Source organism: Dyadobacter sp. CY343, from assembly GCF_021390335.1.
Lineage (GTDB): Bacteria > Bacteroidota > Bacteroidia > Cytophagales > Spirosomataceae > Dyadobacter.
Genome location: NZ_JAJUXK010000005.1, coordinates 494,670 through 519,217, shown reverse-complemented (window position 1 = coordinate 519,217; position 24,548 = coordinate 494,670). Strand labels below are relative to the sequence as shown.

29 protein-coding genes are annotated in these 24,548 nt (G+C 44.3%); 17 read left to right on the top strand and 12 right to left on the bottom strand.

The features are described from left to right. Positions 1-748: 748 nt before the first annotated feature. Together LZG94_RS19785 and LZG94_RS19780 are read left to right on the top strand one after the other, a co-directional pair. Complete coding sequence (locus tag LZG94_RS19785; protein ID WP_233793521.1) at positions 749-1,159, top strand: helix-turn-helix transcriptional regulator; 411 nt, start codon at positions 749-751, stop codon at positions 1,157-1,159. Positions 1,160-1,622: 463 nt separating this feature from the next. After that, on the top strand, positions 1,623-1,838 hold the full coding sequence (locus LZG94_RS19780) for a HigA family addiction module antitoxin (RefSeq protein WP_233793520.1): 216 nt from the start codon (positions 1,623-1,625) through the stop codon (positions 1,836-1,838). A 50-nt stretch (positions 1,839-1,888) separates the two neighbouring features. On the opposite strand, the gene LZG94_RS19775 is transcribed toward LZG94_RS19780, so the two are convergent. Next, positions 1,889-2,824, bottom strand: a complete 936-nt coding sequence (locus LZG94_RS19775; protein ID WP_233793519.1) for a restriction endonuclease — start codon at positions 2,822-2,824, stop codon at positions 1,889-1,891. Between the two features lie 106 nt (positions 2,825-2,930). On the opposite strand from LZG94_RS19775, the gene LZG94_RS19770 reads away from it, so the two are divergent. From LZG94_RS19770 to LZG94_RS19765, 3 genes are all read left to right on the top strand, one after another. Beyond that, complete coding sequence (locus LZG94_RS19770) at positions 2,931-3,110, top strand: hypothetical protein (RefSeq protein WP_233793518.1); 180 nt, start codon at positions 2,931-2,933, stop codon at positions 3,108-3,110. Between the two features lie 29 nt (positions 3,111-3,139). Then, positions 3,140-3,316, top strand: coding sequence for a DUF1016 N-terminal domain-containing protein (locus tag LZG94_RS26565; RefSeq protein ID WP_409013330.1), 177 nt, complete (start codon positions 3,140-3,142; stop codon positions 3,314-3,316). 177 nt (positions 3,317-3,493) lie between these two features. After that, on the top strand, positions 3,494-3,631 hold the full coding sequence (locus LZG94_RS19765) for a hypothetical protein (RefSeq protein ID WP_233793517.1): 138 nt from the start codon (positions 3,494-3,496) through the stop codon (positions 3,629-3,631). Positions 3,632-3,639: 8 nt separating this feature from the next. Here LZG94_RS19765 and LZG94_RS19760 read toward each other — a convergent pair whose 3' ends face one another. The 3 genes from LZG94_RS19760 to LZG94_RS19750 all read right to left on the bottom strand — a co-directional run bounded on the left by LZG94_RS19760 (position 3,640) and on the right by LZG94_RS19750 (position 5,541). Continuing rightward, a complete protein-coding gene (locus LZG94_RS19760; protein ID WP_233793516.1) occupies positions 3,640-3,954 on the bottom strand; it encodes a helix-turn-helix transcriptional regulator in 315 nt (104 codons plus the stop codon). 2 nt (positions 3,955-3,956) lie between these two features. Further along, a complete protein-coding gene (locus LZG94_RS19755; protein ID WP_233793515.1) occupies positions 3,957-4,514 on the bottom strand; it encodes a hypothetical protein in 558 nt (185 codons plus the stop codon). A 205-nt stretch (positions 4,515-4,719) separates the two neighbouring features. After that, complete coding sequence (locus LZG94_RS19750; RefSeq protein ID WP_233793514.1) at positions 4,720-5,541, bottom strand: CPBP family intramembrane glutamic endopeptidase; 822 nt, start codon at positions 5,539-5,541, stop codon at positions 4,720-4,722. Positions 5,542-5,944: 403 nt separating this feature from the next. On the opposite strand from LZG94_RS19750, the gene LZG94_RS19745 reads away from it, so the two are divergent. The 5 genes from LZG94_RS19745 to LZG94_RS19725 all read left to right on the top strand — a co-directional run bounded on the left by LZG94_RS19745 (position 5,945) and on the right by LZG94_RS19725 (position 10,774). Continuing rightward, positions 5,945-6,220, top strand: a complete 276-nt coding sequence (locus LZG94_RS19745; protein WP_233793513.1) for a helix-turn-helix transcriptional regulator — start codon at positions 5,945-5,947, stop codon at positions 6,218-6,220. A 104-nt stretch (positions 6,221-6,324) separates the two neighbouring features. Continuing rightward, positions 6,325-7,071, top strand: a complete 747-nt coding sequence (locus LZG94_RS19740; RefSeq protein ID WP_233793512.1) for an NADPH-dependent F420 reductase — start codon at positions 6,325-6,327, stop codon at positions 7,069-7,071. 13 nt (positions 7,072-7,084) lie between these two features. Beyond that, positions 7,085-8,452: an NtaA/DmoA family FMN-dependent monooxygenase gene (locus LZG94_RS19735; protein ID WP_233793511.1), complete on the top strand. Its 1,368-nt coding sequence runs from the start codon at positions 7,085-7,087 to the stop codon at positions 8,450-8,452. Then, positions 8,421-9,161 carry an NADPH-dependent F420 reductase gene (locus LZG94_RS19730; RefSeq protein ID WP_233793510.1) on the top strand — a complete coding sequence of 247 codons (741 nt, stop codon included), beginning with the start codon at positions 8,421-8,423 and terminating at the stop codon, positions 9,159-9,161. The genes LZG94_RS19735 and LZG94_RS19730 overlap by 32 nt, the downstream gene beginning before the upstream one ends. A gap of 335 nt (positions 9,162-9,496) precedes the next feature. Then, the gene (locus tag LZG94_RS19725) at positions 9,497-10,774 is read left to right on the top strand and encodes a sensor histidine kinase (RefSeq protein WP_233793509.1); all 1,278 of its coding nucleotides are present in this window, start codon (positions 9,497-9,499) and stop codon (positions 10,772-10,774) included. Between the two features lie 165 nt (positions 10,775-10,939). Here LZG94_RS19725 and LZG94_RS19720 read toward each other — a convergent pair whose 3' ends face one another. Continuing rightward, positions 10,940-11,125: a S41 family peptidase gene (locus LZG94_RS19720; protein ID WP_233793524.1), complete on the bottom strand. Its 186-nt coding sequence runs from the start codon at positions 11,123-11,125 to the stop codon at positions 10,940-10,942. Between the two features lie 9 nt (positions 11,126-11,134). After that, complete coding sequence (locus tag LZG94_RS19715; RefSeq protein WP_233793508.1) at positions 11,135-11,650, bottom strand: hypothetical protein; 516 nt, start codon at positions 11,648-11,650, stop codon at positions 11,135-11,137. Positions 11,651-11,864: 214 nt separating this feature from the next. Here LZG94_RS19715 and LZG94_RS19710 point away from each other — a divergent pair, with 214 nt between their 5' ends. From LZG94_RS19710 to LZG94_RS19685, 6 genes are all read left to right on the top strand, one after another. Beyond that, positions 11,865-12,206, top strand: coding sequence for a hypothetical protein (locus LZG94_RS19710; RefSeq protein WP_233793507.1), 342 nt, complete (start codon positions 11,865-11,867; stop codon positions 12,204-12,206). Positions 12,207-12,216: 10 nt separating this feature from the next. Continuing rightward, positions 12,217-12,423, top strand: coding sequence for a helix-turn-helix transcriptional regulator (locus LZG94_RS19705; protein ID WP_233793506.1), 207 nt, complete (start codon positions 12,217-12,219; stop codon positions 12,421-12,423). Between the two features lie 8 nt (positions 12,424-12,431). After that, complete coding sequence (locus LZG94_RS19700; protein WP_233793505.1) at positions 12,432-12,947, top strand: VOC family protein; 516 nt, start codon at positions 12,432-12,434, stop codon at positions 12,945-12,947. A gap of 117 nt (positions 12,948-13,064) precedes the next feature. Next, positions 13,065-13,523, top strand: coding sequence for a DUF1569 domain-containing protein (locus LZG94_RS19695; protein ID WP_233793504.1), 459 nt, complete (start codon positions 13,065-13,067; stop codon positions 13,521-13,523). A 311-nt stretch (positions 13,524-13,834) separates the two neighbouring features. Continuing rightward, complete coding sequence (locus LZG94_RS19690) at positions 13,835-14,728, top strand: sialidase family protein (protein ID WP_233793503.1); 894 nt, start codon at positions 13,835-13,837, stop codon at positions 14,726-14,728. Positions 14,729-14,952: 224 nt separating this feature from the next. Beyond that, on the top strand, positions 14,953-15,582 hold the full coding sequence (locus tag LZG94_RS19685; protein WP_233793502.1) for an FISUMP domain-containing protein: 630 nt from the start codon (positions 14,953-14,955) through the stop codon (positions 15,580-15,582). Positions 15,583-16,112: 530 nt separating this feature from the next. On the opposite strand, the gene LZG94_RS19680 is transcribed toward LZG94_RS19685, so the two are convergent. After that, positions 16,113-17,312, bottom strand: coding sequence for a hypothetical protein (locus LZG94_RS19680; protein WP_233793501.1), 1,200 nt, complete (start codon positions 17,310-17,312; stop codon positions 16,113-16,115). Positions 17,313-17,408: 96 nt separating this feature from the next. Further along, on the bottom strand, positions 17,409-18,335 hold the full coding sequence (locus tag LZG94_RS19675; RefSeq protein WP_233793500.1) for a DNA/RNA non-specific endonuclease: 927 nt from the start codon (positions 18,333-18,335) through the stop codon (positions 17,409-17,411). Positions 18,336-18,523: 188 nt separating this feature from the next. Here LZG94_RS19675 and LZG94_RS19670 point away from each other — a divergent pair, with 188 nt between their 5' ends. Beyond that, a complete protein-coding gene (locus tag LZG94_RS19670; protein WP_233793499.1) occupies positions 18,524-18,820 on the top strand; it encodes a TIGR03643 family protein in 297 nt (98 codons plus the stop codon). Here LZG94_RS19670 and LZG94_RS19665 read toward each other — a convergent pair. The 4 genes from LZG94_RS19665 to LZG94_RS19650 form a co-directional block, all read right to left on the bottom strand. Beyond that, the gene (locus tag LZG94_RS19665; RefSeq protein ID WP_233793498.1) at positions 18,809-19,726 is read right to left on the bottom strand and encodes an AraC family transcriptional regulator; all 918 of its coding nucleotides are present in this window, start codon (positions 19,724-19,726) and stop codon (positions 18,809-18,811) included. The two genes, LZG94_RS19670 and LZG94_RS19665, sit on opposite strands and share 12 nt — an antisense overlap. A 12-nt stretch (positions 19,727-19,738) precedes the next feature. Beyond that, entirely contained in the window at positions 19,739-20,638 is a 900-nt protein-coding gene (locus tag LZG94_RS19660) for an NAD(P)H-binding protein (protein ID WP_233793497.1), read from the bottom strand. 106 nt (positions 20,639-20,744) lie between these two features. Beyond that, complete coding sequence (locus tag LZG94_RS19655) at positions 20,745-21,209, bottom strand: hypothetical protein (protein ID WP_233793496.1); 465 nt, start codon at positions 21,207-21,209, stop codon at positions 20,745-20,747. A gap of 83 nt (positions 21,210-21,292) precedes the next feature. After that, complete coding sequence (locus LZG94_RS19650; protein WP_233793495.1) at positions 21,293-24,451, bottom strand: choice-of-anchor Q domain-containing protein; 3,159 nt, start codon at positions 24,449-24,451, stop codon at positions 21,293-21,295. Between the last annotated feature and the right edge of the window lie 97 nt (positions 24,452-24,548).

Below are 24,548 nucleotides of genomic sequence, written 5' to 3'. Positions count from 1 at the left end.
AACCTGGTATAATAGAAAAAGGCTCCACTCGGCCTTAGGATATGTTTCACCAAAAGAGTTTGAGGAGCTTTTACACAAACAAAAAATTGCGGCTTAATATCTTGTCCGCTTTATTGTTGCAATTCCAGTCCTGGAAAATTTCCAGGCTAGATACACTGGCGACGGCACTTTTGTTGTTTCAGATACAATGGCAGGTTTAATGAGCGTACATGCTTGTGATGTTGATACTGCTTGGGAAATAAGTAAGGATGAAAAGACCTGGAATTACATAATCTCGGGCAATCTTAAATACACGTGTCTTGGCCCTAACCCCGAGTTACGGCTTCCACCTCTGGGAGGAAAGATCCAGCTGACAAACGTCAAAAAGATGTAAGTATTGGTCGCAAATAACGTCCAAATTCTAGCCTTTCCAATTCACTCGGTACACTGACGCGTTAACAAAGCATATCTATCTCAAATCGACATCTCACCAATCGAAATTTCGGCGAGAAGCTTGTTTACCCATTCCTAGGCATTTGAAGTCTGATTTAACAGTATATACTTTCTTCGCAATGGCCACTATCAGGAGCAGCAAGTAGCGGCTTCACCGATAAACACCCACTCACGCGAACAGTGCGCAACACAATCGCCTACGCGGGTCGCCCTACGCGGGTCGGCCGGTAACATACATTGCAATGCATATAAGATATCCGGCCACTTCCCGGGAGATTTATATAAAGTGCTTTTTTTAACCAAACACCCTTTCCACATGGCACATACTACCTCCAATCCAAAGATCTACGAAGGCCGTAACTTGAAGCGTTTCAGGGAAATGCTAGCGATCAAACAAGATCATCTCGCATTCGAGCTCGGCGAAGACTGGAACCAGCAAAAAATTTCGCTACTTGAACAAAGGGAAAAAATTGACTCCGATATTTTAGAGCAGGTTGCTGCGATTTTGAAGATACCGGCGGAGGCTATTCGGAATTTTGACGAGAATCAAGCCATTAATATCATTTCCAACACCTTTGACAATGGGTCCGCTATCTACCAGACTAATAATAACCCAATAGATAAATTAATGCAGCTTCATGAGGAGAAGATTGCTTTGTATGAGCAGATGTTGAAGGAGAAGGATGAGATGATGGGGCGGTTGGAGCGATTGATTGGGGGGAGGTAAACAATTACAGCTTAAAGCTCCGGAGGAGCTACCTGTTTATAGAAAAATCAATGAATCACAAGTATTAGGCCCCGGCGGGGCCTCCTGTGAATTGGCAATAAATTAGGAGGCCCCGCTGGGGCCTTTGCTCTTTATTTGTTTTTACCTTTCTATAAACAGGGAGCCGCTCTGCGGCTACACGAATTTTAATGACGTTAACCGGCGAATATTATATTATTTTCATGCTTTAAAGGCTATTTAAAAGGTTTTTATTCCGTCATAGTATCAGGAAATTGGGGTATTATCTTTCGTTTCGAGGTAGAGAATGCCGCAGGCATTGACAATATAGATTATCATTAAACAAGAGGAGTAACATGATTTTATTTGATCCCACCCATCCAGGCGAACTTATTCGCGAAACGCTTGACGGAATTTATGAGGAAACAGGAAAAAAAAACTTACAGTTGAACAGGTTGCCGCAGTATTGGGAACAACCCGTAAAAACCTGTCTGCGATTATCAACGGGAAATCGGCTGTGTCGCCTGAAATGGCCATACGTTTAGGTGCAGCGTTTCCTAATACGACGGCAGAATTTTGGTTAGGTGTGCAGGAAGATTACAATCTAGCGCAGGCTAGAAAGAGGGTGGATGCGTCTAAAATTCATGCGATATGGCAGCCAAAGGCGTTACAGCCAGCCTAAAAATATTATTAACAAGTTTCTTTATAGGTTAATTTAAGTTCAATTTGCTATCAACTATTACTTTCTGGAAAATAATGATATTTTACAGACTCGCCATCGAGATCTAGATATTCAAACTCTACGATAGTCGAGATAATATTGTTCTCGTCATCTTTGTATTCATATTTTGTTGGATTATCGACGACGGTTTCAGCTTGAATGTGGTCGAAATTCACACCAAATCTCTCCATATATAAGATACCGGAAGGAGTTCTAATGTACACTTCCTTCGGAGGTATAGCAATTTCAATTGATACATGTTCAAAGGCCGGGCTCTTTTGCAAACTTGGGTAGCCCTTTTCCAAAAAGATTTCGTAAAATGAGCGTAGTGTGTGAGGACCATTGTAATACTTGAAATTAAAAATACGTTCTTCTAACTTAGTTCCCTGCAGCTGTAACTTCCGTTGGAAATATTCTAATTGGCTTGATGTTGCATTAGAAAATTTGAATTTTGCCACACCAGAATGTAGTCGGCTAGCTTTCACATTCAAAATATATTGATCCATAAACGTTTCAGGATCAATCTTATCTATTTTTTGCAAGACAATGCCAGATATTCTTGCTCGTTCTAAAGCATAATCACTAAAACCGGTTGAAGAAACTCCTACGATTTGAGTCGCACCAATGAAACTTTTCTTGGCGTATAATTGCTCAATCCATGTAATATCTTCTCTTTGGCCTCTCTTACGACATTCAATTGCTATTAGAATTTTTTCTCCTTTTACAATTTGCCTTATTGTAGCATCAACTTGTCGAAGATGTCCTGTTATCAAATCAGGGACTTTATCATCTAGTGTGACATTAGCACCCTTTGGGTTTAAATGCCTTTCAAATTCGGCAACTAACTTTTCGAACTGTTTCCACGGCTTTCCCTGTGATTTTCCAGCCATATTGTTGAACGGTTGATATGCAAACAGATCTTGAAACAATTTATCATTCTCCATCATTCAAATAAATTATTGGAGCACTTATCTAAAAAGAATTACAAAGAAAGCTTAGATAAGTCTACCCGCAGGGGAACTATCACAAGTTAGTTTCATTATTCCCTGATGCATGCAAAAGTTTAAATTAAATAATATTAAAATATCGCCAACTTCCAACCACCCACAAATCCCCGGCGAATTAAAAGTTACCATCCGTCAAAGTCGCCTTAAAGAATCTCTTTCGGCCAATGCAGAAATGCTGACGCTCTACTGGCAGATTGGGAAAACGATCGTTGAGCAGCAGAAATAGGCAAGCTGGGAACGAAAATTATCGATTAATTGGCATCGGATCTTCGAATAGAGTTTTCTGATATGCAGGGACTTTCGTTCAGGAATCTTAAATGCATGCGACAATTTGCTACCACATACCTTGACCGCACAATTGTGCAAGCGGCACTTGCACAAATTACGTGGTACCATCATTATCATGAGCATTCAGTTTTTCCTTCATGCTAATTTTCGCATAAATACAAAATCTCCCTATCTTCGTGTACACAAAACCGTACACCCATAAGAATTATAACAGCCAGGGAATTTCGGGGAAGCAGAATGATTATCTGGATCTTGCCGAGAATGAGCGGGTGATTATTTACCGGGGAAAGAATAAGAAGTTAGTTTTACTCACGCCAATTGATGAAAGTACTGAAACTGATGTATTTTTTTTCGGACCCGCAAGTATTAAATGCCATTAAAGAAGGCATTGAGGACGTGAAGGCTGGAAGAGTGACTTCCATTCGCGATCTTAAAAATATATGGGCAGATATTCTGTAAACTGAGATTTAATCACCCACCCTAACTCCAATCAATTCAACTCCCAAAACCTCCTCAATCCGCACAATCGTCCCAATTGTAAAATTGCTATTCCCTTTCACCCAGGAATTCACGGTCTGAGGCGTTACCTGCAATTTCTCCGCTAAATCCTTTTGGCTCATTCCAAGTTTTCGCAATTGGGCTAAAATATTAATCGCGATAATCCTCGACTTTTCTAGTGCTTTCGGATTTTCGGCTTTGCGGGCTGCGCGTTCTTTCCATGTGCTGGATTCAGCAGCGGTGATCGATTCTAATTTTTGTAAAATATCTTCTCTCGTTTGCATAGTCATTCAAAATCAATGTATCCCCAATCTTCTACGGTCTCAATATTCAGTTCTTTTAAAAATCTTACGAGCACATTCAGCTTTTCGAGTTCTTCTTTCAAATGCTCGCGCTCATTCATTGTCTTTGTCAATTTGATGGCGCTGCCGGAGATTACAAAAAAGTCGTAGTTTAGTCTGACAGCGTAAATCCGGAGCCACGATTTTGCGCCTGTCCCGTAGGCTTTGCTTTTTTCATTTACGATTTTGATTCTCGCAGCTTTTTCTAGTGGCTTGAAAATATCTCCCAATCTCTTTTCCAGATCCTGCCCTTTTGCTACGCTCAATAATTGTTTTTCAAATGCATCAGCTTCTGACATTGTAATCGAAACAGCTTGGCTTACTGAGCAATAGCCGTAAAAATCTTTTACAAGATCCTGTTCGTGCGTGGTAAAAAATGCATCCAAATATTCCGGATTGTCCCAGCAATTGAATGTCCGGTCAAATTCGTTTTCTTCATTTCCTTTAAACCGAGCCGCCCAAAGCGTCTCGGGAACAATGCGTGTAAGCTCAACAATCTTCATGGATACTACTGCACGTTTGCAGCTAGATAATGTGTGTACAGACTAACAAGAACTAATTTTTAAAGCTAGCAAAAATTTGTTAAAATCAGGTTAAAACCTTATTTTAATGTATATATCAGCATTTCCCAATCACATTGGCTTTCAAAGCAGCTGCGAAAACGATCCTTACATCAGCACTCGCACCCGAAATTCCACAGGGTATGACTTAGTTTCTGGCACTTCGTCTAATTTCATGCTGAGTCACGACGTACGCTGTGAACAGGATCAGAAGGATTATCGTCAGTTTGAATACAATTACAAAGTTTTCTGGCGATGTCAGGTCGGGAAAGAAAAAGATCGGCAAACCAGCATTGACAGAAGCATGGGTTAGAATTGCGATAAGGACACTTCCATTTGTTATAGTCGATATATAAGTAAATAGATAGGATAAACAAATCGTCGCGACCAGGTAAGTGGAGACATTCAGAAATGTGATGTCTCCATTTGAAATAAGCGCCCCAGTAGGCCCGAAGAAAAGAGGTATATGCCAGGTACACCAGATCAAACCAATTATTGTGCTGGCTTTTACATTAGAATGCCTTTCCAGTAGTTTGGGAAGTAAAAAACCTCTCCATCCAAGTTCTTCCCCCATAGGTCCAGCTAGTATGCCATAGCCGATCATAGATGGGATTAATGCTATTTTGCTGAGACCAATATCTCCAACTGGCCCGACAAATAAATGGTAGATATAGATTCCCAAAAGCACAAAGAAAATTGGCAAGGCAAAAATTGCAAGATACACCTTGGGCGATGCCCGCCAAAGAAAAAGCCTTCTAAGTAAAGCTCGCAGGCCAATGCTTCCTTCGAAATAGACAGTTGTAATAATTGCTGCCAGGGTCGGCCCGTATGTTCCAATAAAAAAGAAACTAATGAAGTAAGTCACGCTATCTTGCTCCGAACCACTTTTTAAATAAAAGAGGGCAATGCCCCAGTTCAGCCAACTCCAGACGAAAGTAAAAAGCAGAAATACAATAATCTTGATTTTCATAGAGGCCTATTTCGCTCGCATAATAAGATCACAGGAACTTTGTCAGTGTGGTTTTAGATGCTTTTGTTCAAAGCATGTGGCCTAACACCAAAGGCTTGGCTGTTCAATTAATACTAGACTGTACGATGAGCATCTATCGGTTAGGGAGAGTAGGCTGATGAAGTGAACGTTAGTAATACACACCAGCTGAGAAATACCACCGCTTTCGCAAACACTCATAAATAAGCAAATGGGGGGAGAACGAAATAATCCTGCGGGCTTTACCTGCTGCCGTTTATGGAAAATCTCTGGGGGGAAAAAATCAAGTTTTAGGTGATTAAATTCTAAGTAATGAGGGAACGATTACAGCGTACAGCCAGTTAGTAATACATAAACGAATGCGCATGTATTAAAAATTGTAGATATGGACACGAAATCACTTACTAAAATGGCAAAGTCACTTAGTGACCCGCATCGTCTGCTCCTGCTCAAAGAAATAGCAAAAGGGACAAACAGAGGGTGTGCGGATCTATTTGAATTTGTTCCCATAAGTCAACCGTCTATGTCGCAACACTTAAAATCACTTGCCGAGTCCGGCTTAATCGAGTCGCATAAGGAAGGGCGTAATATGCGTCTTGCCATTAATGATGAAAAATTGGAGGAGTTGACGAGTTTTCTGCAATCCCTGAAAACAGCTTAGGAAGTTCCCCCCGCTGATGATCATGTCGCGGGATTTATTTTGCTTATATACATAAACGTTTGCTTATATATTTATTTAATTATTAATCTTAAAATCGTTTTCTCATGAAAATCGGAATTCTCGGCGTAGGGCATATCGGAAAAACATTGGCGTTAAAGCTGGCCCAGGCAGGACATGATGTAGTTGTGGCTAATTCCAGTAGGCCCGAAAATATAGATCCGGCGGTGCTTGCTACGGGCGCTGTTGCAGTTACAGCTCTGCAAGCTGTCCAGAATAAAGAAGTAATTATATTGTCTGTTCCCTTAAACCGTATTCCGGAGCTTGCGCCGCTTTTTGAAGCAGTTTCACAGGAATCAACTGTGATAGACACTTCTAATTATTACCCGGGACGCGATAGCCGCATTGAGAGTATTGAGGCTGGAATGGTTGAAAGTCTATGGGTTGTGCAGCAATTGGGACGTCCGATTGCGAAAGCATGGAATGCGATTGGCTCCCATTCTTTGGTTGTAAATGGCAAACCTGCCGGGAGCCCGGACCGTATTGCAATTCCCATTGCTGCCGATCGGGACATTGACCGGGAAGTTACCACCAGGTTAGTTAATGATACAGGATTTGATGCCTTTGATACAGGTTCCCTGGCAGACTCCTGGCGGCAGCAACCGGGAGCACCGGTTTACTGCACAGACCTTACGCTTGACGAAATGCAGGCTGTGATCGATACAGCAGAAAAGCACCGGTTGCCAAAACGTAGAGATCTGGCTGTTGCAGCCATTATGGAACGCGTTGATAATCCAACTACAAACCCAGATGCAGAATACGGTGTTCGTCTAAGTCGCGCACTGTACATGTAATACTTATAGAATTATGGATTCTTTAAAAGAAGGAGCAGATTTGCCTTCCGGTACCGGCAAACAGATGCTTATAGGTCTTCATCTAGGGAACGGATATGGCTCTCAGCCCGGGGCGTGGCGTATGCCCGGAGTTGATCCGGAAAGTTACACCAGTTTTGATGCGCGTGTAAAGCAGGCGCAGGCAGCTGAGCGCGGCAAGTTTCAATTTATATTTCTGCCGGATGGACCAGGTGCTGTTATGTCGGATATAGATAGCGAATCACCGGCCTTCAACCTGGATGTAATGATGACCCTGGCTGCAGTGGCGCGAGAAACCGAGTATATAGGACTGGTTGCAACAGGATCGACCACATTCAATGAGCCTTTCAATCTGGCAAGACAATTCAAAGCGCTTGACGTCATGAGCCATGGCAGAGCAGGCTGGAATGCGATCACATCAAGCGGCGATGATGTTGCTGCCAACTACGGCCGGAAAATTCCGTCCAGTGAAGATCGTTATGGCCGTGCCCACGAGGCAGTCCAATTGATACAGGCACTTTGGGGCAGCTGGGGAAAGGCTGCCTGGGTGCATAACCAGCAGACAGGCCAGTTTGCTAAGAAAGAGCAGATCCTTCCTATCAATTTACAGGGCCAGTACGTCGGCTCGCGCGGACCGCTTTACATTCCGCCATCCGAGCAAGGCCAGCCCATTATTTTTCACGCCGGAGGCAGTTCTAATGCACATGAACTGGCGGGGCGTTTTGCCAATGCGGTTATCGGTGCAGCGTTTACTATTGAAGATGCGCGCGCCCAGCGGAATGCATTCAGAGAGGCTGCCAAACATTACGGGCGTGATCCTGACGAGATTAAATACATTCCAGGGCTGATGACTACCATTGCCAAAGACAGACGTGCGGCACTTGACCGCAGGATTCAACTGACAGGGCATTCATTTCGTCAAAGGGCAAGTTATCTGCAACAAATGCTGGGCATTCCAATTGATGCAAACCAGCTAGATAAACCAATTTCAAAAGGGCTGCTGGATGATGCCCGCCCTTCCCGCTACGACCCTCGTTCATCCCATGCTTTAAAGATTGCAAGACAAGGATGGAGCCTGCGTGATATCCTGGCACATGGTGTGATTGACTATCATCCTGTGATTGTTGGGCCAGGCGTTGAAGCCGCCGATCATATGCAGGCATGGTTTGAAGCTGGTGCAGCCGACGGGTTTTGGATTTCGCCGGACGTGAATGCAGACGGGATTGATGCTTTTGTAGACGAAGTCGTTCCTATTTTACAGGAGCGCGGGCTTTTTCACAAGGAATACGAAGGCAAAACACTACGCGAACATCTGGGCGCGCCGGAACAGTATGGAATTGATCCGCGCGTTTCAAACAAATAAATTAATTAGAAAACTAAATACAGAGATGATGGAAATAGGAATCATAGGATCCGGAAACATTGGCAGCACACTGGCTGGATATTTAACAGCGCTTGGACATCAGGTCCTGATTTCAAATTCGCGCGGGCCGGAATCACTTGGCGAGATTGCCGACAAAACGGGTGCAACCGCAGTGACGACAGAAGTAGCGGCAGGGGCAAAAGACCTGATTATCATTGCCATTCCTAACAAGGCCATTGTCAATCTTCCAAAAGAAATACTTTCTGCTTCGAAAGCTATAATTATTGATGCAGGAAATTATTACCCTTCCCGCGACGGGCATATTGCCGATATTGAGGGTGGATTGACAGACAGCGAGTGGGTATCGAAGGTAATTGGGCATCCGGTAATTAAGGCTTTTAACAACATCGTTGCGCCAAGTTTGGCTTCAAAGGCAGTTCCCCCGGGGAGTGCCAACCGCATTGCATTGTCTGTTGCCGGTGATGATCAGCAGCAAAAACAGGCTGTTATCAGACTTATTGATCAAATTGGCTTCGATGCCATTGACGGCGGTGCACTTTCAGAGTCGTGGAGACAGCAGCCAGGTACTCCGGCGTATTGTCAAGATCTGGATAAGGACACATTGAAATCTGCTTTGCAAAAAGCTGACATTACGAAACGTGATGAAAGTCGCTCCCAGGCTGATGAAATGGCACGTCCGTATTTATAAGCTTATTGTTATTAGAATGCATAGAACCCGTGAATCTTGGCAGTAAACTGGAACAGCTGCTGTGTTCACGTGTTCTTCATTTTTAAGACGCTTCCTTGTAAGATGCATATTCGATGCTCAGAGTGCTAGAAGCTTTTGTAGCGCTACGCCCTGAGCATGAAATGAAATTCAGTCGAACAAAGAACATTTTATCTGCGCAGAAATTTGGCACACTATTAATAAGAAATGGCGAATTAATAGTTTCATTGCGCCTAATGCTGAAAAGCTTCTATTACAGTATAGTGGACAACATTCTGTTAAATTATTTGAAGCTGCATATATAAAAACCAAAAACTATGGCGAAGGCATCTTCTAAAACGGAAAAACAAATGAGTGATATTCTCCGGCATTTACACATGCAGCGGGAAAGTATCTTAAATAAATGGCGTTCAGCCTGTGCAGAAGACCTGATTATGTTGAGCAAAACCAGTTTTTCCAGAGAAGAATTTAATGACCAGGTGCCCGCTATTTTAAATATACTGGATCAGCGCCTGGCGAAATTGCCGGAGGAATCAGAGGTGGTCATTGTGGCACAGGAGCATGGGCTTCACCGGTGGCAGCGTGGCTATTCACTTCCTGAGTTATTGGTCGAGCTAGAGCTGCTGTTCAATATCTTGATGGAGACAATTAACCAGTTTCATAAGGAGCAGGATATTTCGGCTGACGTGCTTCTGGAAGTTTATCAGCATGTGCTATGTGTATCTCAGGAAGCAAGCCGTGGCAGCGTACTTTACTACGATGAACTACGCCAGACCAACGCAGCAGAGCAGGCCAATGCTACCACAAAGGCACTGCAGCAGCTGGAAGAGCTGGGAGAAAAGCGAAATAAGCATTTGCGGGAAACCACCCACGACCTCCGATCCGGATTTAGCACATTATTTGGCGTTTCGCACCTGCTGGAGCTGCCGGCGAATGAAAAAGAAAGGACAGAGCTATTTGCAATGCTCAATAGAAATTTGGGTTCAATACGCGATATGCTTGTGCAATTGAGTGATTTTTCGCGCATTGAGGCGGGGCAGGAAACGCTGGAAATTAAAGAGTTTGATGTGGCAGATCTGCTACGCAAAAGTGTGGCGGCCGCACGTCCTTTCGCAGAACATCGCAATCTCGACTTACGCGGAGAGGGTCCTGAAAAACTTAAAGTGAAGAGTGATCCTGTTAAAATTCAACGAATCCTTCAAAACTTATTAATGAATGCTCTTAAGTATACCACCGAAGGAGGTATATACATTTCTTGGGCACAAGAAAATGACACACGCTGGATACTAAGCATTCAGGATACAGGGCCTGGCTTTCCTGCAAGCAGCCCCTCGGGCCTTTTAGCTGAACAACTAAAACCTTTGGGTCAGCTAGGCAGCAGTCATCGAATGGGTGGAAAGTCAGAATATCCGATGGACCAGCCACCTTCAACAGAATCAATAAAGGGTGACCTTTCTTCCCACATGAAGGAAAGCGAAGGCCTTGGATTGTTTATTGTCAAGAAGCTTTGTGAATTATTAAGGGCCAGTATGGACATAGAAAGTAGTCCAGAGCAAGGCACGCTTGTCCGTATCAGGTTTGTTTCTCATCAATGATTACATTGCTCACGGAAGATAACAAGAGAGCGCACAATGAATGTTTGACTATTTATATATAAGTCTGACCACGTAAATAATTATACGAAAGAAAACAGTGCTCAAGAATTCGGCCTGTATTATCGACAACTACCAGGATTGTTTCTCCACTCCATCCACCCGAGCTCAGATGTACGGCGTCCAGGGACTGTATTCATGTTTTTTCTCACCAATCCGCGTTCTGCCGTATCCCACCAATCGCTTTACCTGCGTCAATCGTCCCGTTAATTCCTGCAAGTATGCCGGTGAACCGCCACCATTGATCCTGATATCGATAATAAGCCCCTTCACGTCAGCAAACTCCTGAACCATCTCGTCCAATTACCTGCCAAATTCTTCTAGCGACATGCCGCCGAAGCCGTTAAGTTGGAGGTAGCCAAAATCCGCTGACCGGCAATAGCCACCGATGTTGTAGGGTTCACTTTTGAACTTTTTCATTTGACCAAAGCCGTTCTCAGACAAAAAATCCAGCGTTACTTGTCTAAACTGAGCTTGCAGTTCCGTTGTGGGGAATTCTTTGAAGAATGGCGAGTATTTGGCGCTGGCAGGTAAGTCTCCGGTCGGAGAAATTACTACATGTCCATCTTTAAGCGGTGATGTCATTTCGTTAAAAATGCGCAGTAACTGGTCGTGAGTAGTCCCTGGGTTGACCTTCGGCCGGTAAGTATCATACTGCTGCTTCCATTGAACCTGCCGCGTTTCAAAATGGGCATAATGCTTGTCAAAGAGTTTCCAGAACGTTTCAAAATTATATTCAGGATCATCTTTTCCGATGCCACCTGCGGCTGCTGTAAGCCAAAGGAGCATGAACAATACTAATGTCGCAGAAAACTTCATTTGTTAATCTTCTTAATGTGTTGACCACAATGAGCTGTAAACGAAAGTTTTAGTTGGTTGGAATATACTTACTGGAGCGTCTTCCCATGAACTCGTGTGGATGTAACGCCTTTTCAATTTTGGAAGTAATTGATGAAAACCTAATCAAAAAGTAAAGTTTATTTGTCTTTTAGATATATCAAGTGTACTTTTAGACAATCAAACTTATTATACTATGGGTAGGATGTTTAAGATTCTAGGTATACTATTGGCTCTTGCCGGCATTGCGGTATTTTTTATTGACAAGTCAAAAGGTTCTGAAATACCTTTGCTGGTAGGGCTGTTTATAATATTTGTAAGCAAAGAAAAAATAGAAGATGAACGTGTAAAAATTTTAAAATCTTCTTCTGCATACATTGCGCTAATTGTAGGTTACGGATTCAAGCTGATTAGTACTAATCTTTACGAACACCAGGTACTTTCGTTCCAGTTGGTCGATATAAATCTGTTCCTCATACTAATTTTTGCTTTGGCTATCTGTATTTACTATTTACGATTATATTTTTCTTGGGAATAGCTGCTTCACAATGAAAAATTCCCTCAAAGTTGAACGCGCAAAGCAGAATATAACCCAGGCCGAACTGGCGGTGAAAGTAGGTGTTTCAAGGCAAACCATCAATTCTATCGAGATTGGAAAGTTTGTTCCATCAACACTACTCGCTTTAAAAATTGCTTTCGTGTTCCAGACGACGGTCGACGAAATATTTACTCTTGTGGAGACAGATTGGATCTAAGCATACACATGGAAGGCATCAACGATATCATCTCGAAGCTAGAACTTGCTCAGATTTGCTGGGTAGTTAAGGACATTCATGCTGCTGTGGACTTCTTTTCAAAAAGTCTGGGTATTGCTGGCTTTCCTTCACCGGAAATTGTTCGTGCGCAGGACTTAGAAATGAGTTACCGAGGCGAAGTAGTGGCCGGAGAATGGCTCACTACTCAGGCATACAATGGTCTTACCTTCGTAGAACTTGTTCAGCCGCTTTCGGGCCAAAGTATGTTTCATGATTATTTGAAACAATATCTAGCAGGTGGAGCACAGCATTTTGCATACAGGCTTCCAGTCAGCAATTTTGAAGAGGTCGTCGGGAAATTTCAGGCAAATGGATATGAGATCATCAGCGAAGTGGATCATCCTATTGCCAGAATGGCGTTTTTCGATACTTATGAATCCATTGGGGCAGTTACTGAAATCATGGGAATTACGCCCGAAGGATGGAATGCTGTTGAACAAATGAAAAATGGAAATGGCCAATAAGCTTTCCAGGCGATTGCAAGAAACTGGTAACCACACATAGCAATGAAACTTTCTTCAAAGGCGGACAACATCCTGGAACAGATCAATAGTAAAACCAAACGATCACCTATCTGACCTATGATCAAAAACATATTCTCAACCGCTGTTACCGATGAGCTTATTGCCCGGATTAATACGCTGAATCAGAATACCCAGCCTCTCTGGGGAAAGATGAATGTGGCTCAGATGCTGGCTCACTGTTGTGTCAGCTACGAACTTGCATATGAGATGGAAAAGTTTAAAAAGCCGAATAAGTTCATGAAATTCATTATCAAGCTGCTTGCTAAGTCTCAGGTAGTAGGCGAAAAGCCTTATCCAAAGAACGGCAGGACAGCTCCCGTATTTTTGATCACGGATGTCAGGGAATTTGAAATTGAAAAAGACAGGCTTGTAGCATATCTGAATAAAACTCAGCAATTAGGCGAATCCTATTTTGATGGGCGGGAATCACTTTCATTTGGGAAACTCAGTATTCGTGAATGGAATAACCTGTTTTACAAACACCTAGATCATCATTTACGCCAATTCGGTGTGTGAGCTGCTCAATCCAGGTCTCGGCGTAACTTTCGTTAAGTAGCTTTTTGACTTCCCGCCCATTGTCCATTTTGCTATTTTGAAAGTACGGTACGAAATTTTGCATTAACTTTTTTGCAAAACCCCCATCCCGGTTTCGACTATCTGATAGTCTTTGCCTACTACTCCTAAAATGGCATTTACATTTCGTTAACCTTCTTTTACGTTTCGGTAACCTTCTTTTACCGACCGCTGGCAAACGACAGGACCATAACTTTTAGCTTTGCGGTCACCGCAGTGGATGAAATCCTGGCTTCACATTAAATTAAAATAAAATGAAAAAATCATTTGTGTTTATCCCGGCTATCCTGCTGGTATTATTTATACTCAATTCTTTTGCGCCGAAAGAAAAGGAACCGAAAAAGAAACCGATAAAAGAGGGTAAATCAGCGGGAATTGCAAACATCATTTTCAAGTCTATTGATGGCGGAAAAACCTGGCAGGACATTAGCGAAGGATTGCCTGAAAAACTGCAGAAAGAAGGTATACCGGGAAATGGTTTCATTGCAAATGACCATGGAATTTATTTACGTACTGGGAACGGGGTTTATCACAGTGAACCAAATGCAACAACTGCTTTCTGGACCAAAGAAATTTTCCCAGGTAACCAACGTAACATTGTCCCCGGTAAGAATGGGATACTTGCGTATAATATTCGGGGTCAATTTTTAAAAAGAATAAACGGAACGAGTGATTGGTCACCCATGTACACTAATTTCCAAGAGCAAGCAGTACGCTTAGACAGCACGAAAGATTGGATGTACAAGACTTATAAAGAGAGAGAAGTACGAACCGTTTTTGAAACTGCCCGAGGCACAGTTCTCATTGGTTCCAGCAACAGCCTTTTTAGATCCACCAACAATGGAAAGACCTGGAAACAACTGCCTATTGGAAATGGCAGAATGAAATTGATAGAGTCAAACGGTGTACTGCTTACTACCAGCAAAGATGGAATATTGAGATCGACCGATGATGGTCAAACCTGGGATCGTGTGATTAGTGAAGGGGGGCTTGGCATCGCAGTGGAACATATTGATGGAGGATTTGCTGCCATTTTAAACAACCCGATAACCAAAAGAAACAGCATACACATTTCAATGGATAGCGGAAAAACCTGGAATGCCATAGGCGAAGAACTTCAACCTTCCAGAGCTAGTTTATTAATGTAAAACATAGGCTTACTTAAATCTTTATCGGAGATTTTATCAATCAAACAAATGGGTAAATATTTAATATGTGGCCGCACAGATGGTATATTCCGGTCAGCTGATATGGGCAAAACTTGGGAAAGACTGTCGCTTCCTGCTGTGGAAAGTTATGGCTTCAATTTATCTGTCTCGGGCAATGTAATGTATGTCATGCCAAATAAAGGATGTTGAACAACTGCAAACTGATGAAACAATACATCTTTATCGCACTTGCTACCTTGTTTTTTACAAAAGTTGGGATTGCCCAATCAACCGGTACCTTCACTGACTCACGGGATGGGCAAACGTATAAAACGATCAGCTTTAAAGAAGCTTCAACAGGCAAAACCATTACCTGGATGGCACAAAACCTGAACTATAAAGTGGAAGGCAGCTATGCTTATGAGGACAATGAGAACAATCGAAAAGAGCTGGGTTTACTTTACACCTGGGAGGCCGCGAAAGAAGCCTGCCCCGGCGGTTGGCACTTAGCAACTGATAGCGAATGGGCTAAGCTGGTAAGTCAATTTGGTGGAACTGACATGGCTGGCGAAGCTTTGAAAAGCGTCAAAGGCTGGAATGAAGACGGTAATGGTACTAACAGTAGCGGGTTCGATGCGCCAGCGGGAGGTCACCGAAGACCTGATGGCACTTATTTGACCCAGGGTATTCTTGGTATCTTTTGGACCTCCTTACCTAGTACAGTTGATACAGCCTGGGCATGGAACTTTCACTATGGTGGGCCTCCAAGCAGCAATAAAAAGAACTTAAAAAAAGCCTTCCGGTGGGATGTCCCAGTTTCTGGCGCTCTCTCAGTTCGTCTGGTGCGGGATTAAGTTATTTGCAAGTGTCCAACACAATCGCCCTGCGCGGGCCGCCCTACGCGGGCCGCCCTGGATGAGATGATGGGACGGTTGGAACGGTTGATTGGGGGGAGTGAAGCGGTAAACTTTAAAGCTCCATAGGAGCTTCCGGTTTCTAGAAAAAATCAATAATAAAAAATGTTTGGCCCCGGCGGGGCCTCCTAATTGATTGCCAATTCACAGGAGGCCCCGCCGGGGCCATTTCTATAAACCCTGACCACTTTTCTATAAACAGTGAGCCCCACTGGGGCTAGACTTAGTATACGATTTGATTCTCCATTTCGGATTTTTAATTGTAGTTAATCTACGATAAAAGAATAAATGGCAAACAGCTGAAACGCTTTGAGGTTCCTGATTTGAAAACTAAAATGCGCATCCCATTCACGAAGTCTATTTTGAGCTCGAAGCAGATCAGATTGCATTCAAATTGAACGGGTACTCGTTTCACATCCCACGGCCTGTTTCTACCTTTACTTTTCTGCCAGACAACCTCACGTGTACACTTAATTGCAGAACTCAAACTTTGTCGCTCCCGATATCTTCCAATTTTCATCCAGGGGATTTGGAAGCTTGTCGACACAAATCGATTTGAGCTTTTCACAATTGAATGCGAGACACATTTCCATGGACTTATTGCGCAGGTCAAGCTTGGTGATAAAAGGCTGGTGATAGCAGAGAAGCCTTTTGAGCGCGATGTTTTGAGTGAGATTGATTTCTTTAAGGTTACTGCCACTGATATCAAGACCTTCAAGTTCGCGGTTCTTTGATACATCCAGATCTGGCAGTTCGGCATATGCCAGGTCCAGATACTTTAATTTTCTTAGACTACTCACATTGAGAATAGAAAACTTGATGCTGTTCAAAACCAGGGATCTCAAATTAGGAGTCTGATTGAAATCAAAACGATCTATTGGTAAAGATGACACATTCAGGTAATCTAAGGTCGGTTTCGTTCCAAGTCTCAGGTCCGCAATCCTGTGGCATGATTCCAGGCTTAAAGTTTTCAAATTGGATAACAAGCTGACATTAAGACTAGTTAGCTTGTAGTTTGCATGACAATACAACTCCTTGATCTTTAAGTTTTTGCTGACATCCAGACGGGCCAATTCCCAGCACCCGTCTGACCTGAAAACTTCAAGCTTGCCATTAGCTGACAAGTCAACCTCGGTTAGCTTCTTGTTTAAGCCGACTTGCAAATATTTCAAATCGCTGTTCTGGCTCACATCGACAGTCGTCAGAAGGTTATTGTAACAATTCAAATATGTAAGCTTTTTGCAGTTCCTGACATTGAGGTATTGCAGCGCTGCCGGCGAGCCTGCGATGTCTGCCCCAGTCTGACAATTCAGATATTCAAGCATTTCATTCTTACTCAGATCGAGTGAATCCTGTTGGGTCATGTATAAAGTCAGGCGCCTGAGTTTTGTAAAATATTCGATCCCCTTTAAACTTTTAATTAAATGACTACCGTAAATGAAAAGGCTGTCGACTTGGTTAACGTCTCCATATTTCACCAGGCCATCTGCGTTGCGGTTTTTGTCAATCCCCTGACGGATCAATTCCTGTTCAAAATCGCGAGAGACGCTCACTAATGTACTGTCCGCTATCCTCGCGGAAGGTTCGGGCTCAATTATGTTTTTTTTTCTACAACTCATGAATACCATGGTCGCCAACCACAATACGAGGATCATTCTACTTATTTCCATGACGCAGTCCCGTTTTGGTTTACACTCTCGTGGATAAGTACATATCTAACTTTTGCTGATAGCTGCATTGGACTTTTATTTACTACTTCGTCGATATTACAAGGCTATATTCGAGTAGTCCGCCTCCAACAGAATCCTGCTGATACTGCTGGTTTTCAGTTGATTGTCGGTCAGTGGACTTTCGAAAGGTTTCAGGTAAGCGAAGTCCAGGCCTGTCAATTCAACCAGCTCATCCAGTGTAATGCGATAGGGCCCTGGCTCAAATCTTGCCCCTAAACCAGGAAGTGTCCCGATTAATTTTGCCTGGTCCAGAACGAATGCCGCCGCTCCGGGCTCGCCAGTTCTTCTAATGAAAACCACAATTTTCCAAAATGCCAGGGGAAGCCTGACGCCTTTATATAAAGGATCGTCGCTGTCCAGAACTGGCCCCGTAAAAACTGTTAGCTTCCTATTGCTTTGATCTGCAAAATTTAAGATAAAATCCTCTATCCCTAACCAGGTCTCGCTATTCTGATTGAAACGTTCGTGCTGTGGCGAGCAGTTGGTAAAATGAAAAGTATCTTCATTTGCCCTGCTTGCGTTGACACCCCAAACCGGGTCCAATCGTCTCACAAGGTGCCCCCGGTCCAATGCATTTCGTTTATAGAGTTCCTCTCCTATTTGTTCAGATTCGGCAATACGGGCATCCAGGTACCAGTTATCTCCATCTCTGGGGAGCCTGACTGAATGCGCTCCATCTATATTCACAGCTGTGTAGTAAGCTAGTGACCGACGGCTGTTCATGACAACACTAAAATTTGTGTAAGGCAACACCGAGGGATCCTGACCTGCTGGGGCGAAGCTGTTTTTGGCTGCATTCCTCCGCTGCTCATCAGTCAAGGCAGGCAGCGGCACTTCAAAATCCAAAAAGCTGGAAGAATAGCCAGTGTATCCGTCATAATAATTAATTGGATGTGCAGCCTCAAACGCGGGAACCACCTGGACTTGTGTTGCGCCGCTCCCTGTTAAGCGTATGTCATTCATGGTCTGTAATAGTTTAATACCATCTCAATCTATGAATTGTCTTATTCATTTCAGTTTCCAAATTGTTAAGTTATTAAATACTGAAAGCAAAGCAGAACAGTGGCATACATATTGGTACTTGTTTATCGCGGTGGTGGAAAGTACAAATTGCTACCAGTGAAGATATTCAGCAAACGATAAGAACTGATATGCAGGAAAAAGATAAGGCGCCAAGTCCCGAAGAGATTGACCGTATAGTTGAAATGGCCTGGGAAGACAGGACGCCCTTTGAAGCAATTAAAGCGCAGTTTTCGCTAAGCGAACAGCAGGTGATCCTGATTATGCGGACTGAAATGAAGCCTACCAGTTTCAGAATGTGGCGCAAGCGCGTTCAGGGACGGGCCACCAAGCATTTGAAATTAACAGAGGGTCAGGATACTCGCTTCAAATCAAACATGCAAAGACCAATTAGCATGAACAAGATCAGCAAACGGTCAATTAAATGAAGCCCGGAATTCCAGTGGTGAGAAGTTGGTTTTTGTCTTGAACAACTTACTGAACGATTGCGGGTGCTCAAAGCCAAGTTCATAGGCGATCTCGCTGACAGACAGGCTGGTTACAGATAGTCTTTCTTTTGCCCTTTCGATAAGTTGATTATGGATATGCTGCTGGGTGGTTTGTCCGGTAAGCGTTTTGAGCATGCTGCTGAGGTAATTCGGGGTAATGTTCAAACTGTCGGCCACATACTGCACGGTAGGTAAGCCGCTTTGCATTAAATCTTTGTTTTTAAAATAATCCCGGATCACTTCCTCCAACCGGTCCAGCATTTTGTGGTTGGTGATCTTGCGGGTAAGGAACTGCCGATGGTAGAAGCGCTCGGAATATTTCAGCAGCAGTTCGAGCTGGGCAATGATCAGTTCCTGGCTGAACTGATCCATGTTTGCGCGGTACTCATGCCGGATATGCTGAATAATCCCATTGAGGGTCGCCTCTTCTTTTTCGGAGACAAATAATGCTTCGTTGACTGAGTACCCGAAATATTCGTATTGCTTGATGGTTCCAGCGAGCGGCGTGTTCCAGAGAAAGTCGGGATGGACAAGCAGCATCCACCCCGTCTGACGTATCTCCGTATCCACATCAACTTCCAGCCGGAGTACTTGTCCGGGAGCCATAAAAAACATAACGCCTTCGTTAAAGTCAAAATCCTGCTGGCCGTATTTCACCTTCACATTAAAATTCCGCTTCAAAGCGATCGCATAAAAGTCCTTTACTATGCCGGATTCATTTGCGGGCAGGTACGTCATATTCGACATATCTATCACACTGATAAGCGGATTTTCCGGCGCGGGCTGTCCCCGGAATTTATGAAATTCGCTGATGGTTTTGAACCGGAGCGGCTGCGCGTTTGTCATATCCCAAGTTAATTATTTCTGGTCGAAAGCTGCTGCAAATTCTTTCGCGAAATCTGCCAGTTTGACTTTCCCCATGACGGGGGGCCTGTTTTGAATATAATCTTCACTCAGCAAGCCGGTATAAAGTGCACCATACATTTCCACAAGGCCGGCAGCGATCTCCTTATTCATTCCCGCCGCCAGGAGATCGCTGAGCGACTCTTCCGGCGAAACAAGCACCCATTCCAGTCCAGGTTTTCGAATCGCCTGTCCCAAAATCCGGGCTGTTTCGTGTCCCGTCAGCTCCTCGCTGGCCACATAACGCACTTTTCTGCCGCCAAAAATTGCCTCGATCTCGTCGGCCACGGCTTCTGCAATGTCGAGCGGGGAAACCCACGGAATCATTTTTTCTGCACCATAATTAACGGAAATAGTCCCGGTCGACTGGATCATAGGCACATATCCATACAAATTGTAAAAGAAGGAGACCGGCCGTATGTGGGTGATTGAAATGTCGCCGGGCAATGCATCTAATAGCTGCTCCACCCGGTGTGCGCCTGAAAGAATGCCGTTTCCGACGGCCAGATGCGCACCGATCGAGCTCAGGTTAACTACCCGTTTCACACCCGATTGCCGCACCGCCTCCGAGTAGTTCCGGCCTAGCTGCTCGTAATATGCAAGCAGATCGAAGTCATGATCAAAGTAGCTTTTAGCCGAAACCATTGTGTACACGACATCCGCGCCGGTGAAGGTTTCGATCAAAAAACCGGTATCCTCGAACGTGCCGATCGCAGCCTCGGCTCCAAGTGCTTCAATGTCCTTTTTTCTTTCGGGGTTGCTGCTGATCACGGTCACTTCGTGTCCGTTTTGAATAAGATTTGCTGCAAGTGGCTTGCTGATATGGCCGAGCGATCCTGTTAATACAATTTTCATTTTTGCTTGCTTTTTGGTTTATGCAAAATTGCAAAGGACCCAAAATGCAAGCGTAGCCGAATCTCTGGTTGTTGTAGCCGAATGAAGGCTAAGGTTCTGACTCTGGCTAGTTCTCTTTAACAATAAGTACCGACGAAGTCACCGGCGATTTTTGCAAGTCTTTCCCATTATACTGAAAACGGGTGTACTCGTAAATAATAAAGCATTTGTTGTCGGTTTGTCTGTACCAAACATCCAGTGTATCAGAATCAAGGTTGTTCAATTGGAGTTTTAGCGATGATTTCCCGCGGATATTTCGTTGAAAATCTGCTGAGAAGACGTACCCACCGGCTGCTTCCACGTAATACTTATCCAAAACAATCGACTCCTTGGCTTCAAGATCAAAAAGCCTGATGGAGTCGACTGAATAGTAAGATTGCGCGGTATCCACGAGGTTATTGCCTTTGGTATCAACAATTGAAAACCTGACTGGCGGCGTTACACCGGCGTCGCCAGTATCCGAGCATTCATCACAGCCCATAAAAGCAAAGCTGAGCGCCAGAAGAGTCAACAATAAGCAGTTTTTTTTCATTTGTGTCCGATTTCCAATATCGACACAGCCAAATGATTTTTAGTTGTCAACGGTCAAAGTTTCCGCGGATAAAAGGCTTAGGATTACTGCTTAACAAATGTCTTCGCAGTTCCGTCGGCGAATTTCAATACGTAAATGCCACTCGCCAGCGAGCTGATATTAAGCTGTTGTTTGCTGTTACTGATCTGGATAGTCTGCAATTTCCGCCCTGAAATATCGTGCAGCGTTGCATTGGTTTTGAGCAGTGCGTTACTCACGCGAAAAGTAATCTCGACTCCTGCCGGATTTGGGAATACGGCCGCAAAATCCGCATCGCCATTTACCGAGATAATCTTGCTGTAACTGTAAGCTCCGTCCATGCGGTTCGCGGCGCGATCGTTCATTTTCAGTCTGTAATAAGTCGTGCGGTCGTCGCTGGCCTGATCGATGTAGCTGTACAGGTGATCTCCGCTGCCTTTTGCATTCACAGTCGCTATCGTCAGAAAGCTTTTGGCATTACTGCTGCGTTGGATTTCAAAATTGTCGGTATTAACCTCACTGGTGGTATTCCATTTTAGCAGATTGCTTCCGCTTTCCTTAGTTGCCGTAAAACTGATCAGGTTGAGCGGCAGGGCCGTTTCTTTTGTTTTTACAAAAAACCCGCTGAAACCGGTTACGTCAAAACTTACTTCCCAGTACTGACCAACCGGATTCCATTCCACGCTTCCATTGGCCTGTGAAGGCTTGAACGTTGAAATGCTGCCTGTGTAAGAGCCGGGTAGCCCCGAACCGTCCATGCTGATACCCGATCGTTTTTCAATGCGCAGGTTTGCTTTGAAATTCTCTGCATCTGCGGCATTCAGGGGCAGTTTGATCTCATTGACTTCATTATAATCCGTAAACTCCTGCTGGCTGAAATATAGCTTCACTCGTGCGGTGGCGTTCAATGCATTATTTTCAGGCATGATCTGATAGCGTCTCTTCAAGAACTCTGCCGGCTGATTGTCAGCTACCCAAACCCTGGCATTAACCGTTTCGGATATTGGTGCTGCCCCATTTGGCAATATATAAGCGACCAACCGGCAGGCATCATTGCTGGCAGTCAGCACCGTTTCCCTGGTAATGTTTTCAGAAACGTCGGTAAGGTTGCTGGCAAGCCCGCGAAATGCCTCACTGAATTCGTAAGCGCCCATATCGACAATATGCTCGCGCACCCTTCTCTCGCCAGCCAGGTCTGTACTGATGCCGGTAAGGTCGGGAGTCTGACCGCTTTCGAAATAATTGAAACCCGTATTAACACTCGGGCTACATGCTTGCAGCCGGTAATCCCCCGCGCCCGCGTCTCTGAAAAGCGGATTGACAGACCTGGTGGGTGTTTCCCCAGGCTGGGTTGGATTTAGCTGAACAATGCTGTACTCGACAGTTGAGGTGGAGGTACCATCAGTAAAAATACCGTAATCATTTCCATAAATGATGGTATTGCGGATTTTTGGAGAAGAACTGTTATTGTTCAGAATACCACCGCCCAGATCAAGGCCGCCCGTTGTAGCCGTTCTATTGTCGGCAATCGTGCAGTTGATAAGCACCGGGGAAGATGATGAATTGGAAACACCCGCAACTATCGTATTACTACCTGTGTTTTTTGCGATGATGCAGTTAATCATGGTTGGTGACGAGTTCAAATTCCCTACCCCGACTGCGCCGTTACCCGTAACCACCAGGTTAACCAGCATCGGAGAGGATTCGGAATTGGCGATACCAATTCTACTGCCAGAAATGGTGAAGCCGTCAAGTACCGCCGCCGAAGTCAGCTTTGAATTGCTTACTACAAAGTCACCCGTACTATTTAATGTACTTTTGTTGGCAGTAAGGGACAGGTTCCGGTCAGCTAACCTTACTTCTGCTCCGGCAAAGCCGCCATAAATTTTCACTCCTTCTTTCATGATGAAAGGCATGTTCGGTTGTGGGAGGTACGTGCCACCGGCCACCCATACCTGCTCACCACTTGCAGCAGAATTGATTGCATTTTGCAAATTCCCTGACGCACAGGCCCAGCTCGACCCAGTGCCGGTCGCACCTGCACGTACAAACCAAACCCCGGGCACACGTTCCTCGACACTATTCTGATATTCGTAGGCTCCCTTATCTACCGTTCCATTGTCAAAAAAACGGGGCTGGCCATTGATATCCTCTGTAATAGCTGATATATCGGGCGTTTGGCCAGCAGCATAATAGGTGTTGCTGCCAGTATTGATCGCCGGGCTGCAAGGCTGCAACCTGTAATCCCCATTTGCAGGATCGACAAACAGAGGATCAATGTTAAGCTGTGTCGGCATCTCCAGAAATACAGGCGGCGGAAGATCAACGATACTATTTCGAATATCAAAAGTCGCGGACGGGCCGTTTGTGCCCCCTTGTGTTCCTTTAACGATACAATTATAAATTTTTGCTGAAGATTCAAAATCATTCGCTATCCCGCCCCCTTGATTGGCGCCTGCCACTGTGCAATTGATCAATACCGTGGAAGATTTCGAACTAAAAATCCCACCAAACTGCGAAGTATTATTGATAATTGCACAATTGATAAGGCGCGTTGAAGACTCTAGATTTCCAATACCAGCGCCTGTATTGGAAGCGACAGTCACGTTCACGAATATTGAAGCGCTTTTATTATTTAGGACACCTCCGCCCTGCTGACTTCCGTTTCCAGCAACGTACAGATTTGAAAAGGTTGCGGAAGAATTGTAATTAATAATGCCGGCATTTGAGCCACCTGTAATGGTAAACCCATCCAGGACAGTGGCTGTTGTCAGGCCACCAGTTGTATTGGGATTGACATTAGCAATCGTATATTGATGCGTACCCTCACCGGTTATGACGCTTTGATTTTCACCCGATCTGAGATCCCGCTGCTGAAGTGTTTCCTCATTTCCTGCAAAACCGCCATAGATTTTTACACCTTCTTTTAATTCCAGGCCCGGTGCAAACTGCGAGATCCGGTACGTTCCACCTGCAACCCATATCTGGTCGCCGGGTGCACTTTTATAAATAATGGCCTGCAGATCGCTGCTGGCTTCTGCCCAGGAGAAACCATCGTCTTGAGGGAACCCTCCCGATTCCGTAACATACCACGTATTTCCCTGGGCAAATGTTGTGGCGGAAAAAATGATGAAAAAGAACAAAATCGACAATCTTGTAAATGTAATTAAGCGGGCAGGAAGCAAGGAGTTCGCACTGGTCGCATAAAGTAGATTTGAATGCATAATAGAAAGATAATGAGGCTTTTATGAGTACAGACAAAGGTCATTTTTTGACTCAACAAACCCTAAAAATATTTCGCGAAACCGCTAAATACCAACC